The organism is Stutzerimonas zhaodongensis, from assembly GCF_003696365.1.
Classification (GTDB): Bacteria; Pseudomonadota; Gammaproteobacteria; order Pseudomonadales; family Pseudomonadaceae; genus Stutzerimonas; species Stutzerimonas zhaodongensis.
Genome location: NZ_RFFM01000003.1, coordinates 1 through 17,070, shown reverse-complemented (window position 1 = coordinate 17,070; position 17,070 = coordinate 1). Strand labels below are relative to the sequence as shown.

General features: G+C 59.8%; 18 protein-coding genes. 7 read left to right on the top strand and 11 right to left on the bottom strand.

Features of this window, described 5'->3' with window-relative positions; all coding sequences use genetic code 11:
• Positions 1–68: 68 nt before the first annotated feature.
• Positions 69–572, top strand: a complete 504-nt coding sequence (locus tag EA797_RS14345; RefSeq protein WP_122166379.1) for a hypothetical protein — start codon at positions 69–71, stop codon at positions 570–572.
• A gap of 240 nt (positions 573–812) precedes the next feature.
• Here EA797_RS14345 and EA797_RS22035 read toward each other — a convergent pair whose 3' ends face one another.
• The 5 genes from EA797_RS22035 to EA797_RS14320 form a co-directional block, all read right to left on the bottom strand.
• The gene (locus EA797_RS22035) at positions 813–1,133 is read right to left on the bottom strand and encodes a hypothetical protein (RefSeq protein WP_122166377.1); all 321 of its coding nucleotides are present in this window, start codon (positions 1,131–1,133) and stop codon (positions 813–815) included.
• A 362-nt stretch (positions 1,134–1,495) separates the two neighbouring features.
• Entirely contained in the window at positions 1,496–2,770 is a 1,275-nt protein-coding gene (locus tag EA797_RS14335; RefSeq protein WP_122166375.1) for a cytochrome c biogenesis protein DipZ, read from the bottom strand.
• A 107-nt stretch (positions 2,771–2,877) separates the two neighbouring features.
• Positions 2,878–3,255 (bottom strand): hypothetical protein, encoded by a 378-nt coding sequence (locus EA797_RS14330; RefSeq protein ID WP_208644453.1) that lies wholly within the window; start codon positions 3,253–3,255, stop codon positions 2,878–2,880.
• A gap of 50 nt (positions 3,256–3,305) precedes the next feature.
• The gene (locus tag EA797_RS14325; RefSeq protein ID WP_122166373.1) at positions 3,306–3,569 is read right to left on the bottom strand and encodes a DUF2790 domain-containing protein; all 264 of its coding nucleotides are present in this window, start codon (positions 3,567–3,569) and stop codon (positions 3,306–3,308) included.
• Positions 3,570–3,639: 70 nt separating this feature from the next.
• Positions 3,640–3,900 carry a DUF2790 domain-containing protein gene (locus EA797_RS14320; RefSeq protein ID WP_122166844.1) on the bottom strand — a complete coding sequence of 87 codons (261 nt, stop codon included), beginning with the start codon at positions 3,898–3,900 and terminating at the stop codon, positions 3,640–3,642.
• A 282-nt stretch (positions 3,901–4,182) separates the two neighbouring features.
• Between EA797_RS14320 and EA797_RS14315 the strand changes: the two genes are divergently transcribed.
• From EA797_RS14315 to EA797_RS14295, 5 genes are all read left to right on the top strand, one after another.
• A complete protein-coding gene (locus EA797_RS14315; RefSeq protein ID WP_122166371.1) occupies positions 4,183–4,923 on the top strand; it encodes a response regulator in 741 nt (246 codons plus the stop codon).
• Positions 4,920–6,233: an ATP-binding protein gene (locus EA797_RS14310; RefSeq protein ID WP_122166369.1), complete on the top strand. Its 1,314-nt coding sequence runs from the start codon at positions 4,920–4,922 to the stop codon at positions 6,231–6,233. Before EA797_RS14315 ends, EA797_RS14310 begins: the two co-directional genes overlap by 4 nt.
• Positions 6,234–6,439: 206 nt before the next feature.
• On the top strand, positions 6,440–7,087 hold the full coding sequence (locus tag EA797_RS14305) for a ferric reductase-like transmembrane domain-containing protein (protein WP_122166367.1): 648 nt from the start codon (positions 6,440–6,442) through the stop codon (positions 7,085–7,087).
• Positions 7,088–7,212: 125 nt separating this feature from the next.
• A complete protein-coding gene (locus EA797_RS14300) occupies positions 7,213–8,139 on the top strand; it encodes an alpha/beta fold hydrolase (RefSeq protein WP_122166365.1) in 927 nt (308 codons plus the stop codon).
• A gap of 128 nt (positions 8,140–8,267) precedes the next feature.
• Complete coding sequence (locus EA797_RS14295) at positions 8,268–8,696, top strand: organic hydroperoxide resistance protein (protein ID WP_122166363.1); 429 nt, start codon at positions 8,268–8,270, stop codon at positions 8,694–8,696.
• Between the two features lie 877 nt (positions 8,697–9,573).
• Here EA797_RS14295 and EA797_RS14285 read toward each other — a convergent pair.
• The 3 genes from EA797_RS14285 to EA797_RS14275 form a co-directional block, all read right to left on the bottom strand.
• A complete protein-coding gene (locus EA797_RS14285; RefSeq protein ID WP_122166361.1) occupies positions 9,574–10,890 on the bottom strand; it encodes an NTP/NDP exchange transporter in 1,317 nt (438 codons plus the stop codon).
• Positions 10,891–10,955: 65 nt separating this feature from the next.
• Positions 10,956–12,008, bottom strand: coding sequence for an SDR family oxidoreductase (locus EA797_RS14280; protein WP_122166359.1), 1,053 nt, complete (start codon positions 12,006–12,008; stop codon positions 10,956–10,958).
• A 128-nt stretch (positions 12,009–12,136) separates the two neighbouring features.
• Positions 12,137–12,397, bottom strand: coding sequence for a DUF2790 domain-containing protein (locus EA797_RS14275; RefSeq protein WP_122166357.1), 261 nt, complete (start codon positions 12,395–12,397; stop codon positions 12,137–12,139).
• A 198-nt stretch (positions 12,398–12,595) separates the two neighbouring features.
• On the opposite strand from EA797_RS14275, the gene EA797_RS14270 reads away from it, so the two are divergent.
• Positions 12,596–13,510 (top strand): LysR family transcriptional regulator, encoded by a 915-nt coding sequence (locus EA797_RS14270; protein WP_122166355.1) that lies wholly within the window; start codon positions 12,596–12,598, stop codon positions 13,508–13,510.
• A 399-nt stretch (positions 13,511–13,909) separates the two neighbouring features.
• On the opposite strand, the gene fabF is transcribed toward EA797_RS14270, so the two are convergent.
• From fabF to EA797_RS14255, 3 genes are all read right to left on the bottom strand, one after another.
• Positions 13,910–15,214 carry a beta-ketoacyl-ACP synthase II gene (gene fabF, locus EA797_RS14265; protein ID WP_122166353.1) on the bottom strand — a complete coding sequence of 435 codons (1,305 nt, stop codon included), beginning with the start codon at positions 15,212–15,214 and terminating at the stop codon, positions 13,910–13,912.
• Between the two features lie 116 nt (positions 15,215–15,330).
• Positions 15,331–15,870 carry a PaaI family thioesterase gene (locus EA797_RS14260; RefSeq protein WP_122166351.1) on the bottom strand — a complete coding sequence of 180 codons (540 nt, stop codon included), beginning with the start codon at positions 15,868–15,870 and terminating at the stop codon, positions 15,331–15,333.
• A 442-nt stretch (positions 15,871–16,312) separates the two neighbouring features.
• Positions 16,313–16,879, bottom strand: coding sequence for a TetR/AcrR family transcriptional regulator (locus tag EA797_RS14255; protein WP_122166349.1), 567 nt, complete (start codon positions 16,877–16,879; stop codon positions 16,313–16,315).
• Positions 16,880–17,070 lie beyond the last annotated feature (191 nt).

Sequence of the window (17,070 nt, the reverse complement as noted above, 5' to 3'; positions counted from 1 at the left end):
CCAGGTACACTTCGTAGCTCACCCCTGGGCCACAGAGTTGGCTTCATAGAACAAGGAAACTCAGCGTCATGGCGTCGCCGGACAAACAGCAAAAGCGTGCCCAGCGGGCTAAAGCCAAAGCGCAGCAGAACCGTTCGGGCCGAAAAAAGGGTGGGGTCAATGCTTTGCATCCCCTGCTGGCCAATCCGCTGGTCAACGAACCTTTCGATGATGTCGAGATCGACCTCAGCACGTTCGACTTCAAGGACATCGAGGAGAATGGTTTCGACCCGGCGCACTTCGACGATCTGTTCCAGGCGATGAGAGTCGGTGAAGGCATCAGCTTGCTGGCGATGTGCCTGATCTTCCTCCAATACCCGGTGCTGGAACTCGTGGTCGCGGAAGAGTCCGAAGACGCCGCCATCGATTTTATGATGGGCTTGCTGATTGTTTATCGTGGAATGTTTCACGGCGAAGACGAAGAAGCTGCGGTTGGATGGGTAGGCAGCGACACTTTCCAACGCGCCTATAACGAAGCGTCGATGCTGCTGCAGAGCAAATACAATCGCAGCGCCTCCCCTACTCGCGATTAGCAATCGAACCCTGGTAGCGCTATCGCCAGCCCTGGCGAACAGACGGCAGGGCTCATGGCAACCGATCCGGCCAGCCGAGTAATCCGCTCAACTTCAGATGTGTTTGAACACATCAAAAGCCGTTATCTAAATAGACATTGATGCGGATTGTGCGGCTGACCCCATCAGCGCGTCGCCGGGGCATAAGTGCCGGATCCAGGTCACTACCCAAACTCCCTATGCCGGCAAGCCCCTACAAGCCTATATGAAAACCTGCCCAGATCTGCCGCGCGGCAGGCGGTTTCGGCCCGGCAGTTGCGCCAGACGTTGTAGCCATTGCTCGCGGGGTGACGGGCCCACGCTAGCTTTTGCAGCCGCAGCTGTCAGGGCTTTTTCTGCCTTGGCAGCCGCCCGCAGCTCAGCAAGGCTTGGCGCCTTGCGTACCGGTTCGCTCGCGATCTTTTCGACAGAGCGAAGGCAGAGCTTGCATGTGACCTCGGCGATTTCCCGCGTGTTATTCAGGCTTGTGCCAGTACGCCCGCATGCAACGCTTGCCTCGGACGCAGAAAAGTGGATGGCCATCGTATTGTCTCCTGCATTTTCGGGCGCGGGATTCTACACGGTTGTGCCATGACCGAAAGTCCGTCGGTAGCAATGAACTGAACTACTGGCTTTTCCTGTGCGTAGGCTGCGCTAGGTCGTCAATGAGCGTGATTAACCGCGGCAACTGCCTGAATAGGAACACCCGGTACAGGCAGAACTGACAGCCGACCTGCTTGGAAAACCTGAATCTGTGTTTGACCAGAGGGATGTGCCCACTCCGCCTTGGTAGCGTCTACCTCGGTGGAGCGGCGCTGATTCTCGTCCTCGAATGGCAGAATGCTGAGGCCGGCGCCGTCTCCCTGGGTATCGGACACTTCATCCGACCTCTGACCAGCCTTCGCTCAACTGGATACCGATGGTGTCATTGGGGTCGCCTCAGCAGAAGGTGCGAGTTGCGAAGCAGAGGCTTTGTCGGCGCGCGCCTCCTCCAGCAGCTGTCGAATGATCTGCTCTTGCTCCTCGTAGCGCCCTTCACCAAAGTGGCTGAAACGCAGCTGTCCCTTGGCATCGATAAGGTAATGCGCGGGCCAGTACCTGTTATCGAATGCACGCCATATCGCATAGTTGTTGTCGATAGCCACCGGGTAGGCAATGTCCAGATCCTTCACCTCCCGTCGTACGTTGCTGACCAGTTTCTCGTACGCATACTCGGGCGTGTGCACGCCAATAACCACGAGACCGTCCTCCTCGTACTTTTTCGCCCATCGGTTGACGTAGGGAAGGCTGCGTTGGCAGTTGATGCAGTCATAAGTCCAGAAATCCACTAGCACCACTTTGCCGCGAAGGGACTCGGTACTCAGCGGTTTCGAGTTCAGCCAGTCGACCGCCCCCTCCAGCGACGGCATGCGCTTGCCTCCCTGTGTATCCACGGGCGAGACGGCCGTAGCCTTGCTTATTACGTAGTCGACAATCTTCGGCACGTTTGTGATGAGGCTGTGCTCGGCAGCGGCGCTGCCCTCGGATGATGCCTGTTCAAACAGTTGCCGGTCCGCCCCGGTGCCGATCAGAACTGCTGCCAGCAATGCGGCGAAGCCAGTGGCACGCCGAAGCCAAGCGGTTGCTGGCAGCCAGGCCTTCAAACGTGAAACCAAGCCCTGCCCCGCGACGATCAGCACACACAACGCACTGGCACTGCCCAGGCCATAGGCAAGCAACAACAAACTGGTCCAGGTACCGGCACCTTGCAGCATCGCGCTGGAGAGAATCGCGCCTAGAATGGGCCCGGCACAGGGTGCCCACAGCAGCCCCGTGGCGAGCCCAATGGTGACTGATGCAAGCGGGCCGCTAGCGCCTCGGGTGGAGGGATCGATTCGATTTGCCAACGCGACAAAAGGCCTGGCCATCAATGTGCCGAATCTCGCTGAAATCAGCGACAGGGTAAACAACCCCAGAATCACCAGCGCGACCTGACGGCCAGCAATGTTGGCTCGCACCACCCATTCACTGCCGACCACCGCCAGACTCGAGACCAGAGCAAAGGTCAGAGCCATGCCACTAAGCACTAGAAAAATGGAGAGTCGCGACCTGTTTACACCCGCGAAGATGAAAGGCACGACTGGAAGTATGCATGGGCTGAGGACCGTGAGGATCCCACCCAGAAAGGCAATGAGAAGCATGATGCTACCTATGAGGTTCGCGGATCAGGCCCACCTTCCGTGAGCAGGCAGGACCGGCAGGTGTTGTTCAAGTCGACGTAGCGGCTTGCCACGTCCGTGTTCACCCCTCAAGCCGAGATGACTTGTGCAAACGCTCCGAGCCGGTCGCCGATGGGCGTCCCGGCCACAGTGGTGTGGGCCAGCGCTTCGGCCTGCATACCTAGCCGGGTACGACTGAAGCCACCTTCGGCCAAGCGTTCCACATGAGGGCCAAGGGGCGTTCTGGAAAAGCCGTTCTCTGCCAGACGCTCTAGTTGTGACGCAAGCGTTGTACGGCTAAATCCGTTCTCCGACTGAGTCCGCAAAGCGCCTTTGCCTTCCAAAGGCGCGAGCTGAAAGCAGGGCCCACTGTCGACGCTATGGGGTTCGCTGCCGGCGTTCGCGTGGACAGCCACACTCCCGAGCGAAATGGCTAAAGCGGTCAGGTAGAACTTGAGGTTTTTCATATCGGATCCTGTTGCGCGACGATTGAAGGGGGCGTGACGGTCGGCGAATGTCAGCCGCCGTCGTTGCAGTTGGCAGCCTGCTTGAGGTACGTCAGGCTGCGCTGCTCACCCATCGAGTCGAGATAGCTGAGATGGGCATTGACCAAGCCGCAGACCTGGCCAGCGTCTTCGGTCAGCGAGATCACCTGACTGATGTCCAGCTGGGTGCCGTAGGAATAGGTTTCGCTTTTTGCGTTGCCCTGGGCCATTGCGGGTAATGCGCCCACGCTCAGAACGGTAAGCAGGCAAGCAGCAGTGAAAGTTTTGAAAGTCATGGTCGTATCCCTTTGGTTCAATGAAGAAAAATCGTTTCGAGGCGGTAGAAGTAACAATGAGCTGGCAGAATCAGCCTTCGCTGCAATTCGCTGACACCTTGCGGTACGTCAGGACGCGGGGCTCGCCCTGGGAATCGAGGTACGTCATCTGGGCATCTACCAGGCCGCAGTTCTGGCCGCTGTCTTCGGTCAGCGAAATCACCTGGCTGATATCCAGCTGGGTGCCGTACGAATAGGTTTGGTTAGCCGCGTTGCCCTGGGCCATTGCGGGTAATGCAGCGGCGCTCAAAACGGTGAGCAGGCATGCGGCGGAGATGGTTCTGAAAGTCATGGTCGTTTCCTTGCATTCAATGAGTTGGGTGTGATCGAGGCGGGTCGCGTTGTCTCGATGGAGCTCATTTAATGCCCGTGAGGTATCTCGACTGTGTCGAGAAGCCCCCCGGTTGGATTCGTTACGTGTCTGGAAGGGGCTCAGATACAGAGCGATACATTCGCCGCTGTTTTCACATGCGGCTGTATCCTCGGCACGGCAGAAAGACTGAAATTGAAGCCAAGGCAGGCGCCTGGCATCGCCACACAGCGCAACCGATGCGCGCACTTCGGAGAGCAGGGAATGGAACATGTCGATCATGTATTGATCGTTGATGATGATCGGGAAATCAGGGAGCTGGTTGGCAACTACCTGCAGAAGAATGGGCTGCGCACCACGGTGGTCGCGGACGGGCGCCAGATGCGGGCCTTTTTGGAGGCCAATCAGGTTGACCTGATCGTGCTCGATATCATGATGCCCGGTGACGACGGCCTGCTCTTGTGTCGCGAACTGCGTGCCGGCAAGCACAAGGCCACCCCCGTACTGATGTTGACCGCACGCACCGACGAGACCGACCGAATCATTGGCCTGGAGATGGGCGCCGATGACTACCTGGCCAAACCTTTTGCCGCCCGCGAGCTGCTCGCGCGTATCAATGCCGTGCTTCGGCGCACTCGCATGCTGCCGCCCAACATGGTCGTCACCGAGAGTGGTCGCCTGCTCAAGTTCGGCCGGTGGCGTCTGGATACCACTGCCCGCCACCTGTTGGATGAAGACGAAACCCTGGTCGCCCTTAGCGGGGCCGAATACCGGCTGCTTCGCGTGTTCGTCGATCATCCGCAACGCGTGCTCAGCCGCGATCAGTTGCTCAACCTGACTCAGGGTCGCGAGGCCGACCTGTTCGATCGCTCCATCGACCTGCTCGTCAGCCGCCTACGCCAGCGATTGCTGGATGACGCCCGAGAGCCCGCCTATATAAAGACGGTGCGCAGTGAAGGCTACGTCTTCACCTTCCCGGTCGAGATGCTCGAGGAGCAGACATGAAGTCGGTGCTGCACTGGCCGCGCACGTTGGCCTCACGGCTGTGGCTGGTTTTTCTGATCGGGCTCATCCTCGCCCAGGCGCTGACCTTTGCGGCGCAATATTACGAGCGGTACCAAAGCACCAAGACCGCCATGCTGGGCAACTTCGAACACGACACAGCCACCTCCATCGCTATCCTCGATCGCCTGCCGCCTGCCGAGCGCCCTGAGTGGACCAAGCGCCTGCAGCGTCGCAATTACGACTATCTGCTGCGCGAGCACGACCCAGGCATTCCGCTCGCCTCGAACGATCTAGCCGCGACAGCGGCGCAATCACTCCAGGCGTCACTGGGCCGTGAATATGACCTGACCTTTGTCGAGATTCCCGGTCCACGTCAGCACTTCCAGGCCCAAGTGCGGCTGGCAGACGGCAGTCCGGTCACCATCGATGTGCGTCCTTCGGTCAAGCCACTGTCGCCCTGGCTACCCTTTGTCCTGTTCGGTCAGCTTGTGCTGATGATCGGCTGCACCTGGCTTGCTGTACGGATTGCAATACGCCCACTCAGCCGCTTGGCCGAAGCGGTCGAGAACCTGGACCCGAACGCGCACCCGGTGCAGCTGGATGAAAACGGCCCCCGCGAGGTGGCGTATGCCGCCCGGGCCTTCAATACCATGCAGGCGCGTATCGCCGAGTACCTGAAGGAGCGCATGCAACTGCTGGCTGCGATTTCTCATGACCTGCAGACGCCCATCACGCGCATGAAACTGCGCGCCGAATTCATGGACGACTCGGTAGAGAAAGACAAATTGGGCAATGACCTCAACGAGATCGAGCATCTGGTCCGTGAAGGCGTCGCTTATGCCCGCAGCGTTCATGGCGCGACTGAAGCCAGTTGCCGCATCAACCTGGACTCCTTTCTCGACAGCCTGGTGTTGGACTATCAGGACACAGGTCATGAGGTCAGCCTTTCCGGTAAAAATGGGGCGATCATCGAGACTCGACCACATGCCCTGCGCCGCATCATGGTGAACCTGGTGGATAACGCCCTTAAATACGCCGGCACAGCTGAAGTGGAGATCCTCGGCAATGCCGAGACGGGCGTTGCGATCAACGTGCTCGACCGGGGGCCCGGCATCTCCGAGGACGTTCTGGGTGAGGTCATCAAGCCGTTCTATCGCGTGGAGAACTCACGCAACCGCAGTACCGGCGGCACCGGCCTGGGTCTGGCCATCGCTCAGCAGCTGGCCACGGCGATTGGCGGATCGCTGAGCCTACGAAACCGCGAAGGTGGTGGGCTGTGCGTCACCCTCTCGCTCGGTCCCGATCGGTAGACGCGGCACCGCGGACCACATGCAGCCCGTACCCAGGACAGGGTACGGGTTTGTAAGCTACTGTATCCAGCGCAGCCCTATACGCACAAATATGCAAAACCGCCGGTTCATGACACAGCCGGTATACACGTCCTTGCAAGAATTCTCCCTGTCGACTCGCCACCGGATACCCGAATGGCAGAGCCCTTCCCACAGGAGACCTTGCGATGAATATTCAATCCAACAGCTTCAGAAGCTGGCAACTTTTCGGCCTGATCGCGGCACTGGTTGCTGTGATGAGCGCGACCGCGATCGCCGTACAACCCGATCTCATCGAAGGGCTGCGCAGCGCCATACGCTTCACCGCCCGCTCCTCCTTCGTATTGTTCCTCATTGCGTTTACCGCATCGGCCTTCGCTGTACTGGTGCCCTCGCCTATTTCCAAAGCGCTGGTGCGTGAACGGCGCTTCATCGGGCTTGCCTTCGCCTTCTCTCATCTGGTCCATGCCGTACTGATCTACGCCTACGGTCAGCTCAACACGGAATTCTGGCCGGCACGAACCGTTGCGAACAACATTCCGGGCGGCACGGCCTATGCCTTCATCCTGCTTATGGCACTGACGTCATTCAAAGGGCCGGCTCGCTTGTTGGGGCCAAAAGCCTGGAAGGCGCTGCATGTAACCGGCATGTGGATCATCGTCGCGGTATTCGCCTTCTCCAACTTCAAACGCATCGCGATGAGCGACTGGTACGTGCTGCCCTTCGGCCTCATCTGTGCAGCCGTAGCCGTTCGCCTGGTCGGCAAGCTGGCCATCGCCAACAAGCGCAGCCACGCCAGACAGCCATCGATCCGCCGGGCGGCAATGGCCTCCTGATGCACCCGACACACGGCCAGATGTTGCGGTCGGGTTAGCGAAACGGTGCCCTCAGGCACGCCATCAATCACCAAACACTAATTGAAACGCGATCATTCCGATTGCCTATAACCGAGGAAGCAAAAATGAGCAAGATCACCAAGACCCTTCTGGCAGCCAGCGCAGCGTTCGCAACCTTGGCAGCAGACGTCAGCCTCGCTGAAACCATTCAGCCACAGGCCACTAGTTACATCACCACCCAAGACGGCGTACAGCTGTACTACAAGGACTGGGGTCCGAAAGACGGACAAGTCGTAACCTTCAGCCACGGCTGGCCCCTGAACTCCGATAGCTGGGAGTCACAGATGCTGTTCCTGGCCGACAAGGGGTATCGCGTGATTGCCCACGACCGCCGCGGCCATGGTCGCTCCAGTCAGCCGTGGGAAGGCAACGACATGGATCACTATGCTGATGATCTGGCCACGGTGATCGAGACGCTGGACCTTAATGATGTGACCCTGGTTGGCTTCTCGACCGGTGGTGGCGAGATCACCCGCTACATCGGCCGCCACGGTACCGACCGCGTGAAGAAAGCAGCACTGATCAGCGCCGTCCCGCCGATGATGCTCAAAACCGAGGACTACCCAGATGGCCTGCCCATCGAGGTGTTCGACGGCCTGCGTAAAGCGTCCCTGGAAAACCGCTCGCAGCTGTATCGCGACATCGCATCCGGACCGTTCTTCGGCTTCAACCGCGAAGGAGCGAAACCGTCTCAGGGGCTGATCGACTCGTTCTGGGTTCAGGGCATGCAGGCAGGTCACAAGAACACCTATGACTCGATCGCCGCGTTCTCAGCCACTGATTTCCGCAGCGACTTGGCCAAGTTCGACGTGCCGACACTGATCGTGCATGGCGACGACGACCAGATCGTGCCGATTGATGCCTCCGCCCATGCCGCAGCCAAACTCGTGAAAGACGCCAAGCTGATCGTTTATCCGGGCGCACCACATGGGTTGGCTGATACCCACAAGGATCGCCTCAATCAGGATCTGCTCGACTTCCTTCAAAAGTAAAGCCGATCGCATCACCTACTGGGCCGGCTCATGTGCTGGCCCAGGACCGTCGATCGGCGAATACCCTGACACCCTGCCGCAACATCCAGATGCTCTACTCAATTCAAACCCTTTAGAGGATTACCACCATGTCGATTCAAACCATTGCTTACCGTGCTTACGCAGAAGCCACCGGCGGCCGCGACGGCCGGGCCATCTCATCTGATGGGGTGCTTGACGTGGCCCTGACCACTCCGAAGGAACTCGGTGGGGCCGGTGGCCAGGGCACCAATCCCGAGCAGTTGTTCGCTGCCGGTTACTCAGCCTGCTTCCTGGGTGCCATGAAGTTCGTTGCCGGGCGCGACAAGCTGAAAATGCCGCAAGACTCATCGATCGAGGGTGTGGTCGGTATCGGTGCCATTCCAAACGGCTTTGGTATCGAAGTTGAACTGCGTATCAGCCTGCCAGGCATGGACCAGGAGCAAGCGCAGACCTTGATCGAGCGCGCGCACATCGTCTGCCCTTACTCCAACGCCACGCGCGGCAACATTGACGTCACGCTGACACGCGTCGACTGATAAATCGGCTGGTTTTCGTCTGGGTCGGCTCTCTGAGAGGCCGGCCCATTTTCGTTTTCAATCTGATGCTCCGATACGCAAGTGCTGACAACTGCGTAGTTTCCCGCTGCGTGCCGCTCAATAGTGAATGTATTCCCGACTGACCCCACCACACCCCGAAAGCTCGCGCGGTAGTCGGTGGGTTTAAGTGCACGTGCTGCGCCAGGTCGCCACTGAGCGTGAACAGCCGCGGCCAATCCCTGAACTGAAACACCCGGTACAGGTAGAACTGGTCGCCCCGCCTCCTTCGAAAACGCCAGTTCGTTGTGGCTTACCAGGAAGGATGAGCCCTCGCCACGGTTGGTGGTCGAACGAGAGGATGTCGAAACCAGCGCCGCCCCCGTGAGTGTCAGACACTCAGTCCAATCTCTGAAAAAGCTCAGCACAACCAAGGTCGATCAGGCGCTGCTGCTCGAACTCAATGACCCACTGCTCTCCAGCCTGGCCCAGCTTGCGGTTGCGCGGCAAAGTCGAACTTGCGAGGCAGTCGGTTGCGCATGGTTGCAGGGGCGCGAGCCAAGCGCGGCCACTGAGCGATGTCACATCAACTCGAAACGGCTCACTTATCGCACCTCATGTGATTAGCGAGTTAACGCGAGACAATCTTTTACTAGGCCGCCGGAATAGTCCGTGAGTAAAAGAGCTTCATACTCACGACGAATTGATTCAGATGGGATCCGCATATGTTGACCTGTGGCCGATGGAGCCACGCACTCAATTTGCCGGCTCTGGCTCCAAGATAGAAACGGTTATCGACCGGTAACTGTACTTCGGTCCGCATAACCATCAAGCAAACTGCACTCACTGGTGCGGCAATTTAGGCGTTTCTGGAGTTTGCTTATATTTCGGCGGAGTCGGCGATGCTTAATTGCTTCTGCTGATGATCGACTCGCAGCCCGAGGTGCCATCCCAGATATGCCCACACCAGCGCACAACCCGCCCCGATAAGTGCGACCAGCCCAGCACCCTGCCCTAGCATGTCGAGCAGGCTTTTAGCCCAGGCGCTTACGGCGTCACCGCCGCGATAGACCACCGTGTCGATGAAGTTCTTGGCCTTGTATTTACTCTCAGCGTCCAACGGGGCAAACAGCATTTCTCTTCCCGGTCGGACGAAGGCGTACTCTCCAATGCGCCGCACTACCATCAATGTCGCAAGCAGAGCGAATCCAGGCGCAAGCGCAAGGCCGACAAAACCAGCGCACATGAGCACAGGAACTACCGCCAGCAATACCCGCACCCCGAGCTTTTGTGCGATTCGTCCGGTGATGAAAAGCTGCGAGACCAGAGCACCCGCCTGCACAACGAAATCAATGATGCCGAAAACCCGGACCTGAGAATCACGGTCGGGAAACTGCTCGGCCACCAGACGCGCCTGTTCGAAGTAGAGGAAGGTGGTGACTGTCGCCAATAGCACTACAAACCCGGCAATTCCTAGCAAATAAGGTGATCTGAGCACCGCAGTTATCCCACTAAAGGGATTGCCTGGCAGTGGTTGCCGAGGATTTTCCGTCGGAACCGATCCTGGGCGCCCCGCCCCGCCTACCTGACGCCAACGCATCAACGCCTGTTTCAATACCAGCGTGATACCTAGCAACAGGGCCGCTAGCAACATCAGCCCCGACGCGCCGACCGAGCCGATCAACACCGTACTCAGTGCCGGCCCGAGCAAGCCGCCCACGCTGGCGCCAGCGGCAATAAAGGCAAATAGCCGTTTAGCTTGCTCGCTGTCGAAAACATCCGCCATCAAGCTCCACGCAACGGACACCACGAACAGGTTGTAAACCGATATCCAAACGTAGAAAGCGCGGGCAAGCCACGTGCTATCTGGGACAAACTGGAACAGCTCAACGAATACCAGCAGATTGATGCCAAAGAAACCGTACACCCAATCGATGAACCGCAAGCGTGGCACCCGCGAGCTAAGCCAGGCGAACAGCGGGACGGCCACCAGCATGACCAGGAAGGTCAGGGTGAACAGCCATTGCAGATTCTCGACGCCCGCCGCGATACCCATTGACTCGCGTATAGGGCGCAGCATGAAGTAGCCAGCAAAGAGACAGAGGAACAGCAGGAATCCGAACAGCGCCGGGCGCAGTTCATCATCTCGGGCGTTGATCGCTTTACTCAACCGACGCAGGTACGAAGGAGTGCTCATGGAAGCTCCGGAAGACAGCAACATGCCACAGGACAGGCGCGAGACGGCTCCCGCGCCCAGGGGCATCAGGGGTAGCTCACACCGGTGAGCTGTTCGGAAAGGGTCCAAAGCCGTTCGGCATCTGCCTCGTTGGTCGCGGCAGGCGGCGTATTGGCAAAGCCCAACGGGCCGCGCTTATGCTCCTCACCGGTCGGGCCGTAATAGGCACCGCCGACAGCCTCTGGAGCAGTAGCCGCGTAGAGCGTGGATAAGGCCCCTTGCGCAGCCGAGTGATATTTGTCCCGATCCACTGCCCATTGCTTTCCGAACTCGCTATCAAGACCGGGACCGCGTGCGATCAGCTCGGTTACGGCTACGCCGGGATGTGCGGCGATGCTGCGGATCCCCCAACCTGCCGCATCGCTACGTCGTTGCAAAGCAAATGCCCAATGCAGGATGGCAAGCTTTGATTGGGCGTATGCGCCAAAGGGGTTGTATGCCTGCTCGCTCTGCAGGTCGTCGAAGTTCATGGCCCCGCGCGCCGCAGCAATGCTCGAGACGCTCACCACCCGAGCATCCTCGCTCTCCCGCAACAACGGCACCAGCAAGCCAGTCAACGCGAAATGACCCAGATAGTTGGTTGCCAATTGAAGCTCGAAGCCCTCAGCGGAGCTACCTCGCTCAGGAGGCGACATGACCGCGGCATTGTTGATCAGCACGTCCAGACGCGACAGTCGCTGGAGCCGCTCAGCCAGGGCGCGTACGGACGAGATATCGGCCAGATCGACCGCCTCGAACTGTACCTTGGCATCTGGCACATCTGTCTTGATACGTGCGACGGCCTCTGCACCACGCTCTGGGTTGCGTGCCGCGATGATCACCTCGGCGCCGGCGCGCGCAAGCGCCAGTGCATCTTCGTAGCCCATGCCACTGGTGCCGCCGGTTACCAGCGCGATGCGGCCGTGCTGCGATGGCATGTCATTGGTGGTCCAATCGGGTTTGGGCGCGACGCGGTCGGCGGCGTTGACACTCGCCGCGCCTAGCAACGCGACGCCAGCAACCAGGGTGCGAACCAGCTTAAAAATTGGAGTTGTGCCACTGGCGACGTCAATCGCGGACGCTGCATTGCTATGCCACATGGTTATGTTCTCTCTCTTTGGGTGGGAACCGGCACGGCCGGATTGGAACCCGAATCAGTGAAAATGCCTGGAGGCATACGCAGCTGGGTTCCGGCACTTGGTTAGGCATACGGAGATCGGTGTTGGAGTCATTCGCGCAGGCACGCCTGCGCCTGCTTCAGGAAGCTGACCTGCTCGGTTTCGCCTTGCGTATTCACAAAGGTCATCGTTGCTTGCACGATCTCGCAAGTCGGTGGGGCCGGCTCGTCGATACGGATGACCTTGGCGATATCCAGCCGAGTACCGTATTGGTAGGAGGAGACTTCCGCCCGCTCGTTTGCGAGCAGCGGGGAAGCGCTCAGAGCTATGACTGTCATCGTGCTTATGATCGACAGGTTACGAATAGACATTTGAATTCCTCTCTATTGATGCCGGCCGCCTTGGCGGGAGAGCCTTGAGCGCTCCGGAGCATTCATTTCTCGTTGTGTGATCCCGGCTGAAGGGGGCGAGAGGGGAGTATCGGCGTACGAGCGCACGGCGATAAGCCTAGGCATTGTGGATGGCCCGTACGGCAAGGCGTACAGTGCGCTTACGTGGAGGATGCACTCATGCGCAAACCAAACCTTACCGATGTGTCGATATTTGCTGCAGTGGTTGAAGCCGGGGGATTTCGCGCCGCCGCGCAAAAGCGCGGCCTTTCAGCCTCGTCGCTGAGCGATTGCATACGTCGGCTGGAAAGCGACCTTGGCTTGCGCCTGCTCAATCGCACCACACGCAGCGTCACGCCCACGGCCGCAGGCGAGCGATTACTCGAACGACTGCGCCCAGCCTTGCTGGAGATCGACGCCGCCTTCAATGATTTGGACGACGAAGCCCAGCGGCCGGTCGGCACGCTGAAGCTCAATGTACCTGTGCCTGTGGCACGCTTTATGTTGCCTGATCTGCTGGCGCGTTTTCTCCGTCTCTATCCCGGGGTCAATGTCGAAGTGGTCATGGAGAACACCTTTATCGACGTTACCGCCGGTGGGTATGACGCCGGTGTTCGTTACGAAGAGAGCCTGGCCAAGGACATGATCGCGGTGCCGATTGGCCCACGCAGACAGCGCTTCGTCGCGGCAGCAGCCCCGCGTTATCTGGCCGAACGCGGAACGCCCAATGAGCCGGCAGAATTGCTAGGCCACGAGCTGCTGGGCCATCGGTTCGAGAGCGGAAAAGTGGGCGTGTTCGAATTCGAAAAGGATGGGCGCGTTGTGCGCGTGCCGCCCCAGGGGCAAATGCTGACGTCGTCGCACGATTTGAAGATTCGCTCGGCTATCAACGGGCTCGGCATCGTTTATACCTTTGAGGACTTTGTGCGTGAGCCCCTTTCGGATGGGCGGCTCGTGCCGATTCTCGAGGACTGGTGGCAAGCATTCGACGGCCCGTATCTCTACTATCACGGGCGCCGTCACATGCCATCGCCACTCAGGGCATTCATCGACTTTCTCAAGGCGGAAACGGACATGAGCCCTGGGATTCAATAGTCATGCGGAAACATCCAGCTGCGCCCATGATCCGCTTTAAAGGCGTGCGTGTTATCTCGGGGCATTTTCGACGCCCTGGCCCTATATCGGCTGGGGCCCCGTCACCCCTTCACCGTTGGAGCAGCCGGGCTGACGATCCTTGTTGGTCGCCCAGAGCGCCCTGCTGTTCTGTCACGCGTGGAGAGTTGCCGAAAGCGCGCTTGGTGTCGCCAGTCCTGTCCAGATGCCATTGAAAGGTATCGCTGGTATGGAGTTGTCGATCGGAGTCGTGGCCCTCAAGAAGCTCGACCTGGGCGGTGCACGCGAAGCCGTGCTTTTTTCGAAGTGGCGGCGATGCTGCGCCTTGGCACAGCTCAATAGCGCCGCCCTGGCTGCCTCTTGCATAAGCGGCCTTCCCGCTTATGAGCAAGCGCTATCGACGGCGGGATCCCAACGCTTGAACAACACGCTGGCATTGACGCCGCCGAATCCGAAGCCGTTCGACAGGGCGTATTCGATCGGCATTTTTCGCGCGATCAGGCCAACCAGATTGAGTCCTTCGGCTGCCTCGTCGGGGTTCTCCAGGTTGAGCGTAGGCGGCACGACCTGGTCGCGTAACGCCAGGACGGTAAAGATGGCTTCGATACCACCGGCCGCTCCCAGAAGGTGCCCGGTACTGGACTTGGTCGAAGTTAATGCGACACCCGATCCCGACCCGAAAACCGACTGGATGGCTGCCAGTTCGCCCCGGTCGCCCACCTGAGTGGAGGTCGCATGGGCGTTGATGTGCTGAACCTCATGGGGGGATACGCCTCCCTGCTTGAGGGCCTGTTCCATTGCTCGTCGCGCACCGTTTCCATCGGCAGGGCCGGCTGTCAGGTGATAGGCATCGGCACTCGTACCGTAACCGACCAGCTCGGCCAAAGGCTGTGCGCCGCGCGCTAGCGCGTGGTCTAGCGATTCGATGACCAGCAGGCCCGCGCCCTCGGCCATGACGAAGCCCTCCCGGTCGCGGTCGAACGGTCGAGACGCCTGCTGCGGCCGGTCATTGAATCCGGTTGAAAGTGCACGTGCCGCCGCGAAGCTTCCAAGGGTGACGCGATGAATGGCCGCCTCGGTTCCGCCACAGATGGCAATGTCCGCTTCACCGCTGCGGATCAGCCGCGCCGCGTCGCCAATCGCTTGCACCCCGGCAGCACAGGCCGTGACAGGTGCGCCGAGCGGCCCCTTGAAACCATGCTGTATGGAGATGTGCCCGGCCGCCATGTTGGCGAGAAACGACGGTGCCGTGAACGGTGAGAGCCTGCGAGGGCCCCGACTGTCGGTGGTGCGCACTGCCTCAGCGATGGCATCGAACCCGCCGACCCCTGAAGCGATGATGGTCGCGGTTCGCTGCTGCCCCGTCTCATCGGCCGGATGCCAGCCTGCTTGCCCAAGCGCCTCCTGCGCCGCAACCAGTGCGAACTCGATGAAACGATCCATCTTCTTGCGGTCCTTTGCTGCTATGTAGCGATCCGGGTCATAGCCCGCCTCGCTATCCTCCGCCACGCTTGGCACGCGCCCCGCGATGCTGCACCCGGTCCCCTCTGCCAGATCCACAGGCAGTGCACGAATGCCCGACTGCCCAGCCAGCAGACGGGACCACACTACCTGCGTCCCACAGCCCAACGGGCCCACGAGCCCGGTTCCCGTGACAACTACACGGACGGCATTTCCACGACTCATATCAAACCTCGTTTTACTTTGATGACCGCGATGGGACCAGAGACCCCTTCTCGGCCTTGGCGGTGCTTACGTGTTCGTGCGCACCGACGTTGAATCTGCGTCGCGAGCGGCTAACCTCACGCGCCGGCCCCAAGAATCAAGCAGCTGGTCGAGCCGGTGGCACAGAGGCGATCGTTCACGTCGTACAGCCGCCCTTCGGCAACCGCAGTCGAGCGTCCGATATGCACCACCCGCCCCTCTGCACGCACCGGTCCAACGCCGGCACGCAGCGCGCGGATGTAGGTCGTGCGCAGATCAGTCGTCGTATAGCCCTGCCCCGCTTCCAATCGGGTATGCACGGCGCATCCCATGCAAGAGTCGAGCAACGTCGCGGCATACCCGCCGTGTACGCTTCCCAACGGGTTGTAGTGGCGCTCATCAGGTGTGCCCTGAAAGACGAAATAGCCTGGCGCCCACTCCACCGGTACGAAATCCATCAGGTCGCCCATGGCCGGGCGCGGCAGCTCACCTCGGCCGATCGCCTCGAAGAAGTCCAGCGGGGCCATCCCCAGCGCCTTGCTCGGTGGCACGGTACCGACCGGCCCCATCCGGGCACGCATAACCTCTTCCGCATCCAGCCAAGCGGCTAACCGGGCTTCACGATCTGCGTAGTTCATAGGGAGTCCTCGACTATCGGCGGTTTGAGCAAATTGAATGACGCCCAACATATAAAGCATATGACGACCATCATGTAAAGCGTCGGTCGGTGTAGTTCGATTGGCTTTACCGCCGCAACGGCAAAAAAATTATGGGCTCAGCCTGTTTGAAGCAGCGCAGGGAGAACTCACGCCCGGTAGGGAGTGGGTGCGAGCCGTGCTACCCGGCATCGCGCGCTGCGAGATATGGAAGCGCAGCGTGGCCCGACTCGAGAACTTGTCTAGCTACAGGTGATGGACCTCGAAGCGGAGAGCGCCGCCTTGCGCGGTTGCAATCTAGGCAAGGCCGCTACCCTCAATCATTGCTGGATGCCAAAGAGAGGAACTGGATGTTGCCAGCCCGCACAGTGCTCGGACCGCACCTGTCGGATACCCAACCGGTCGCCCGCTATTGAAGCGAGTGCTAGGTCTCGGGCCGCTCGGCGCCGATGAGCCTGAGCAGGCTGGCGCGGGTTTCATCAAGCAGGCGATCGGACAATTGCGGATCAACTACGCTGCGCGACAGCAGCAGCGCGCCAACCATGGCACTGAGTACCAGGGCCGCATCCCGGTCGCCATCGATGTGATCACTGATCTGATCGAGCCGTTGGCTCACCGTCTCGTCGGTAACTGGACTGGCCTGCCCGCGTCGGCCCAACTCAGCCGAGATGGTCGGGAATACGCACCCCTTCGCAGGATCGGCTCGATGGGTCTTGGACAGATAGCGGCGAATGAATGTCTCCAAAGGCTGGTCGCCGCCCAGGCGGGTCGGCGTGACCGCATCGAGCTCGGTCGCGCAATGACGCAACGCCTCGTCAACCAGCTCGTCCTTGGATGTGAAATGGGCATAAAACCCACCATGCGTGAGGTTCAACGCCTTCATCAGTGTCGGCACGCTGGTCGCGCTCACACCATCGCGACGAAAGCGGCGCGCGGCCTCTTCGACGATGCGCTGGCGAGTTTGAGCCTTGTGGTCTTCGGAATACCGCATGGTCGGCCTCAAAAATTTATATGCTGGGCGTCATGCTACGCCTCTGACCCGATTCGGCAAAATGCAGCGTTCTAGTGGCTGGCCAAGTGGCGTGTCTGCTGGGATGCTTACCCGATCTCCACCTTTTTTCAGCTCCGCTACAACCCGGTATCGCGCACGCTTTCGCTCAGCAGGCTCCAGTCCCAGCAAGC

Coding starts and splice junctions, on each gene's coding strand:
- EA797_RS14315 (WP_122166371.1), top strand. CDS start 4,183: ATGGAACATGTCGATCATGTATTGATCGTTGATGATGATCGGGAAATC.
- EA797_RS14300 (WP_122166365.1), top strand. CDS start 7,213: ATGAGCAAGATCACCAAGACCCTTCTGGCAGCCAGCGCAGCGTTCGCA.
- EA797_RS14260 (WP_122166351.1), bottom strand. CDS start 15,870: ATGAACTACGCAGATCGTGAAGCCCGGTTAGCCGCTTGGCTGGATGCG.
- fabF (WP_122166353.1), bottom strand. CDS start 15,214: ATGAGTCGTGGAAATGCCGTCCGTGTAGTTGTCACGGGAACCGGGCTC.
- EA797_RS14255 (WP_122166349.1), bottom strand. CDS start 16,879: ATGCGGTATTCCGAAGACCACAAGGCTCAAACTCGCCAGCGCATCGTC.
- EA797_RS14270 (WP_122166355.1), top strand. CDS start 12,596: ATGCGCAAACCAAACCTTACCGATGTGTCGATATTTGCTGCAGTGGTT.
- EA797_RS14275 (WP_122166357.1), bottom strand. CDS start 12,397: ATGTCTATTCGTAACCTGTCGATCATAAGCACGATGACAGTCATAGCT.
- EA797_RS14325 (WP_122166373.1), bottom strand. CDS start 3,569: ATGACTTTCAAAACTTTCACTGCTGCTTGCCTGCTTACCGTTCTGAGC.
- EA797_RS14345 (WP_122166379.1), top strand. CDS start 69: ATGGCGTCGCCGGACAAACAGCAAAAGCGTGCCCAGCGGGCTAAAGCC.
- EA797_RS14285 (WP_122166361.1), bottom strand. CDS start 10,890: ATGAGCACTCCTTCGTACCTGCGTCGGTTGAGTAAAGCGATCAACGCC.
- EA797_RS14320 (WP_122166844.1), bottom strand. CDS start 3,900: ATGACTTTCAGAACCATCTCCGCCGCATGCCTGCTCACCGTTTTGAGC.
- EA797_RS14295 (WP_122166363.1), top strand. CDS start 8,268: ATGTCGATTCAAACCATTGCTTACCGTGCTTACGCAGAAGCCACCGGC.
- EA797_RS14305 (WP_122166367.1), top strand. CDS start 6,440: ATGAATATTCAATCCAACAGCTTCAGAAGCTGGCAACTTTTCGGCCTG.
- EA797_RS14335 (WP_122166375.1), bottom strand. CDS start 2,770: ATGCTTCTCATTGCCTTTCTGGGTGGGATCCTCACGGTCCTCAGCCCA.
- EA797_RS14330 (WP_208644453.1), bottom strand. CDS start 3,255: ATGAAAAACCTCAAGTTCTACCTGACCGCTTTAGCCATTTCGCTCGGG.
- EA797_RS14310 (WP_122166369.1), top strand. CDS start 4,920: ATGAAGTCGGTGCTGCACTGGCCGCGCACGTTGGCCTCACGGCTGTGG.
- EA797_RS14280 (WP_122166359.1), bottom strand. CDS start 12,008: ATGTGGCATAGCAATGCAGCGTCCGCGATTGACGTCGCCAGTGGCACA.
- EA797_RS22035 (WP_122166377.1), bottom strand. CDS start 1,133: ATGGCCATCCACTTTTCTGCGTCCGAGGCAAGCGTTGCATGCGGGCGT.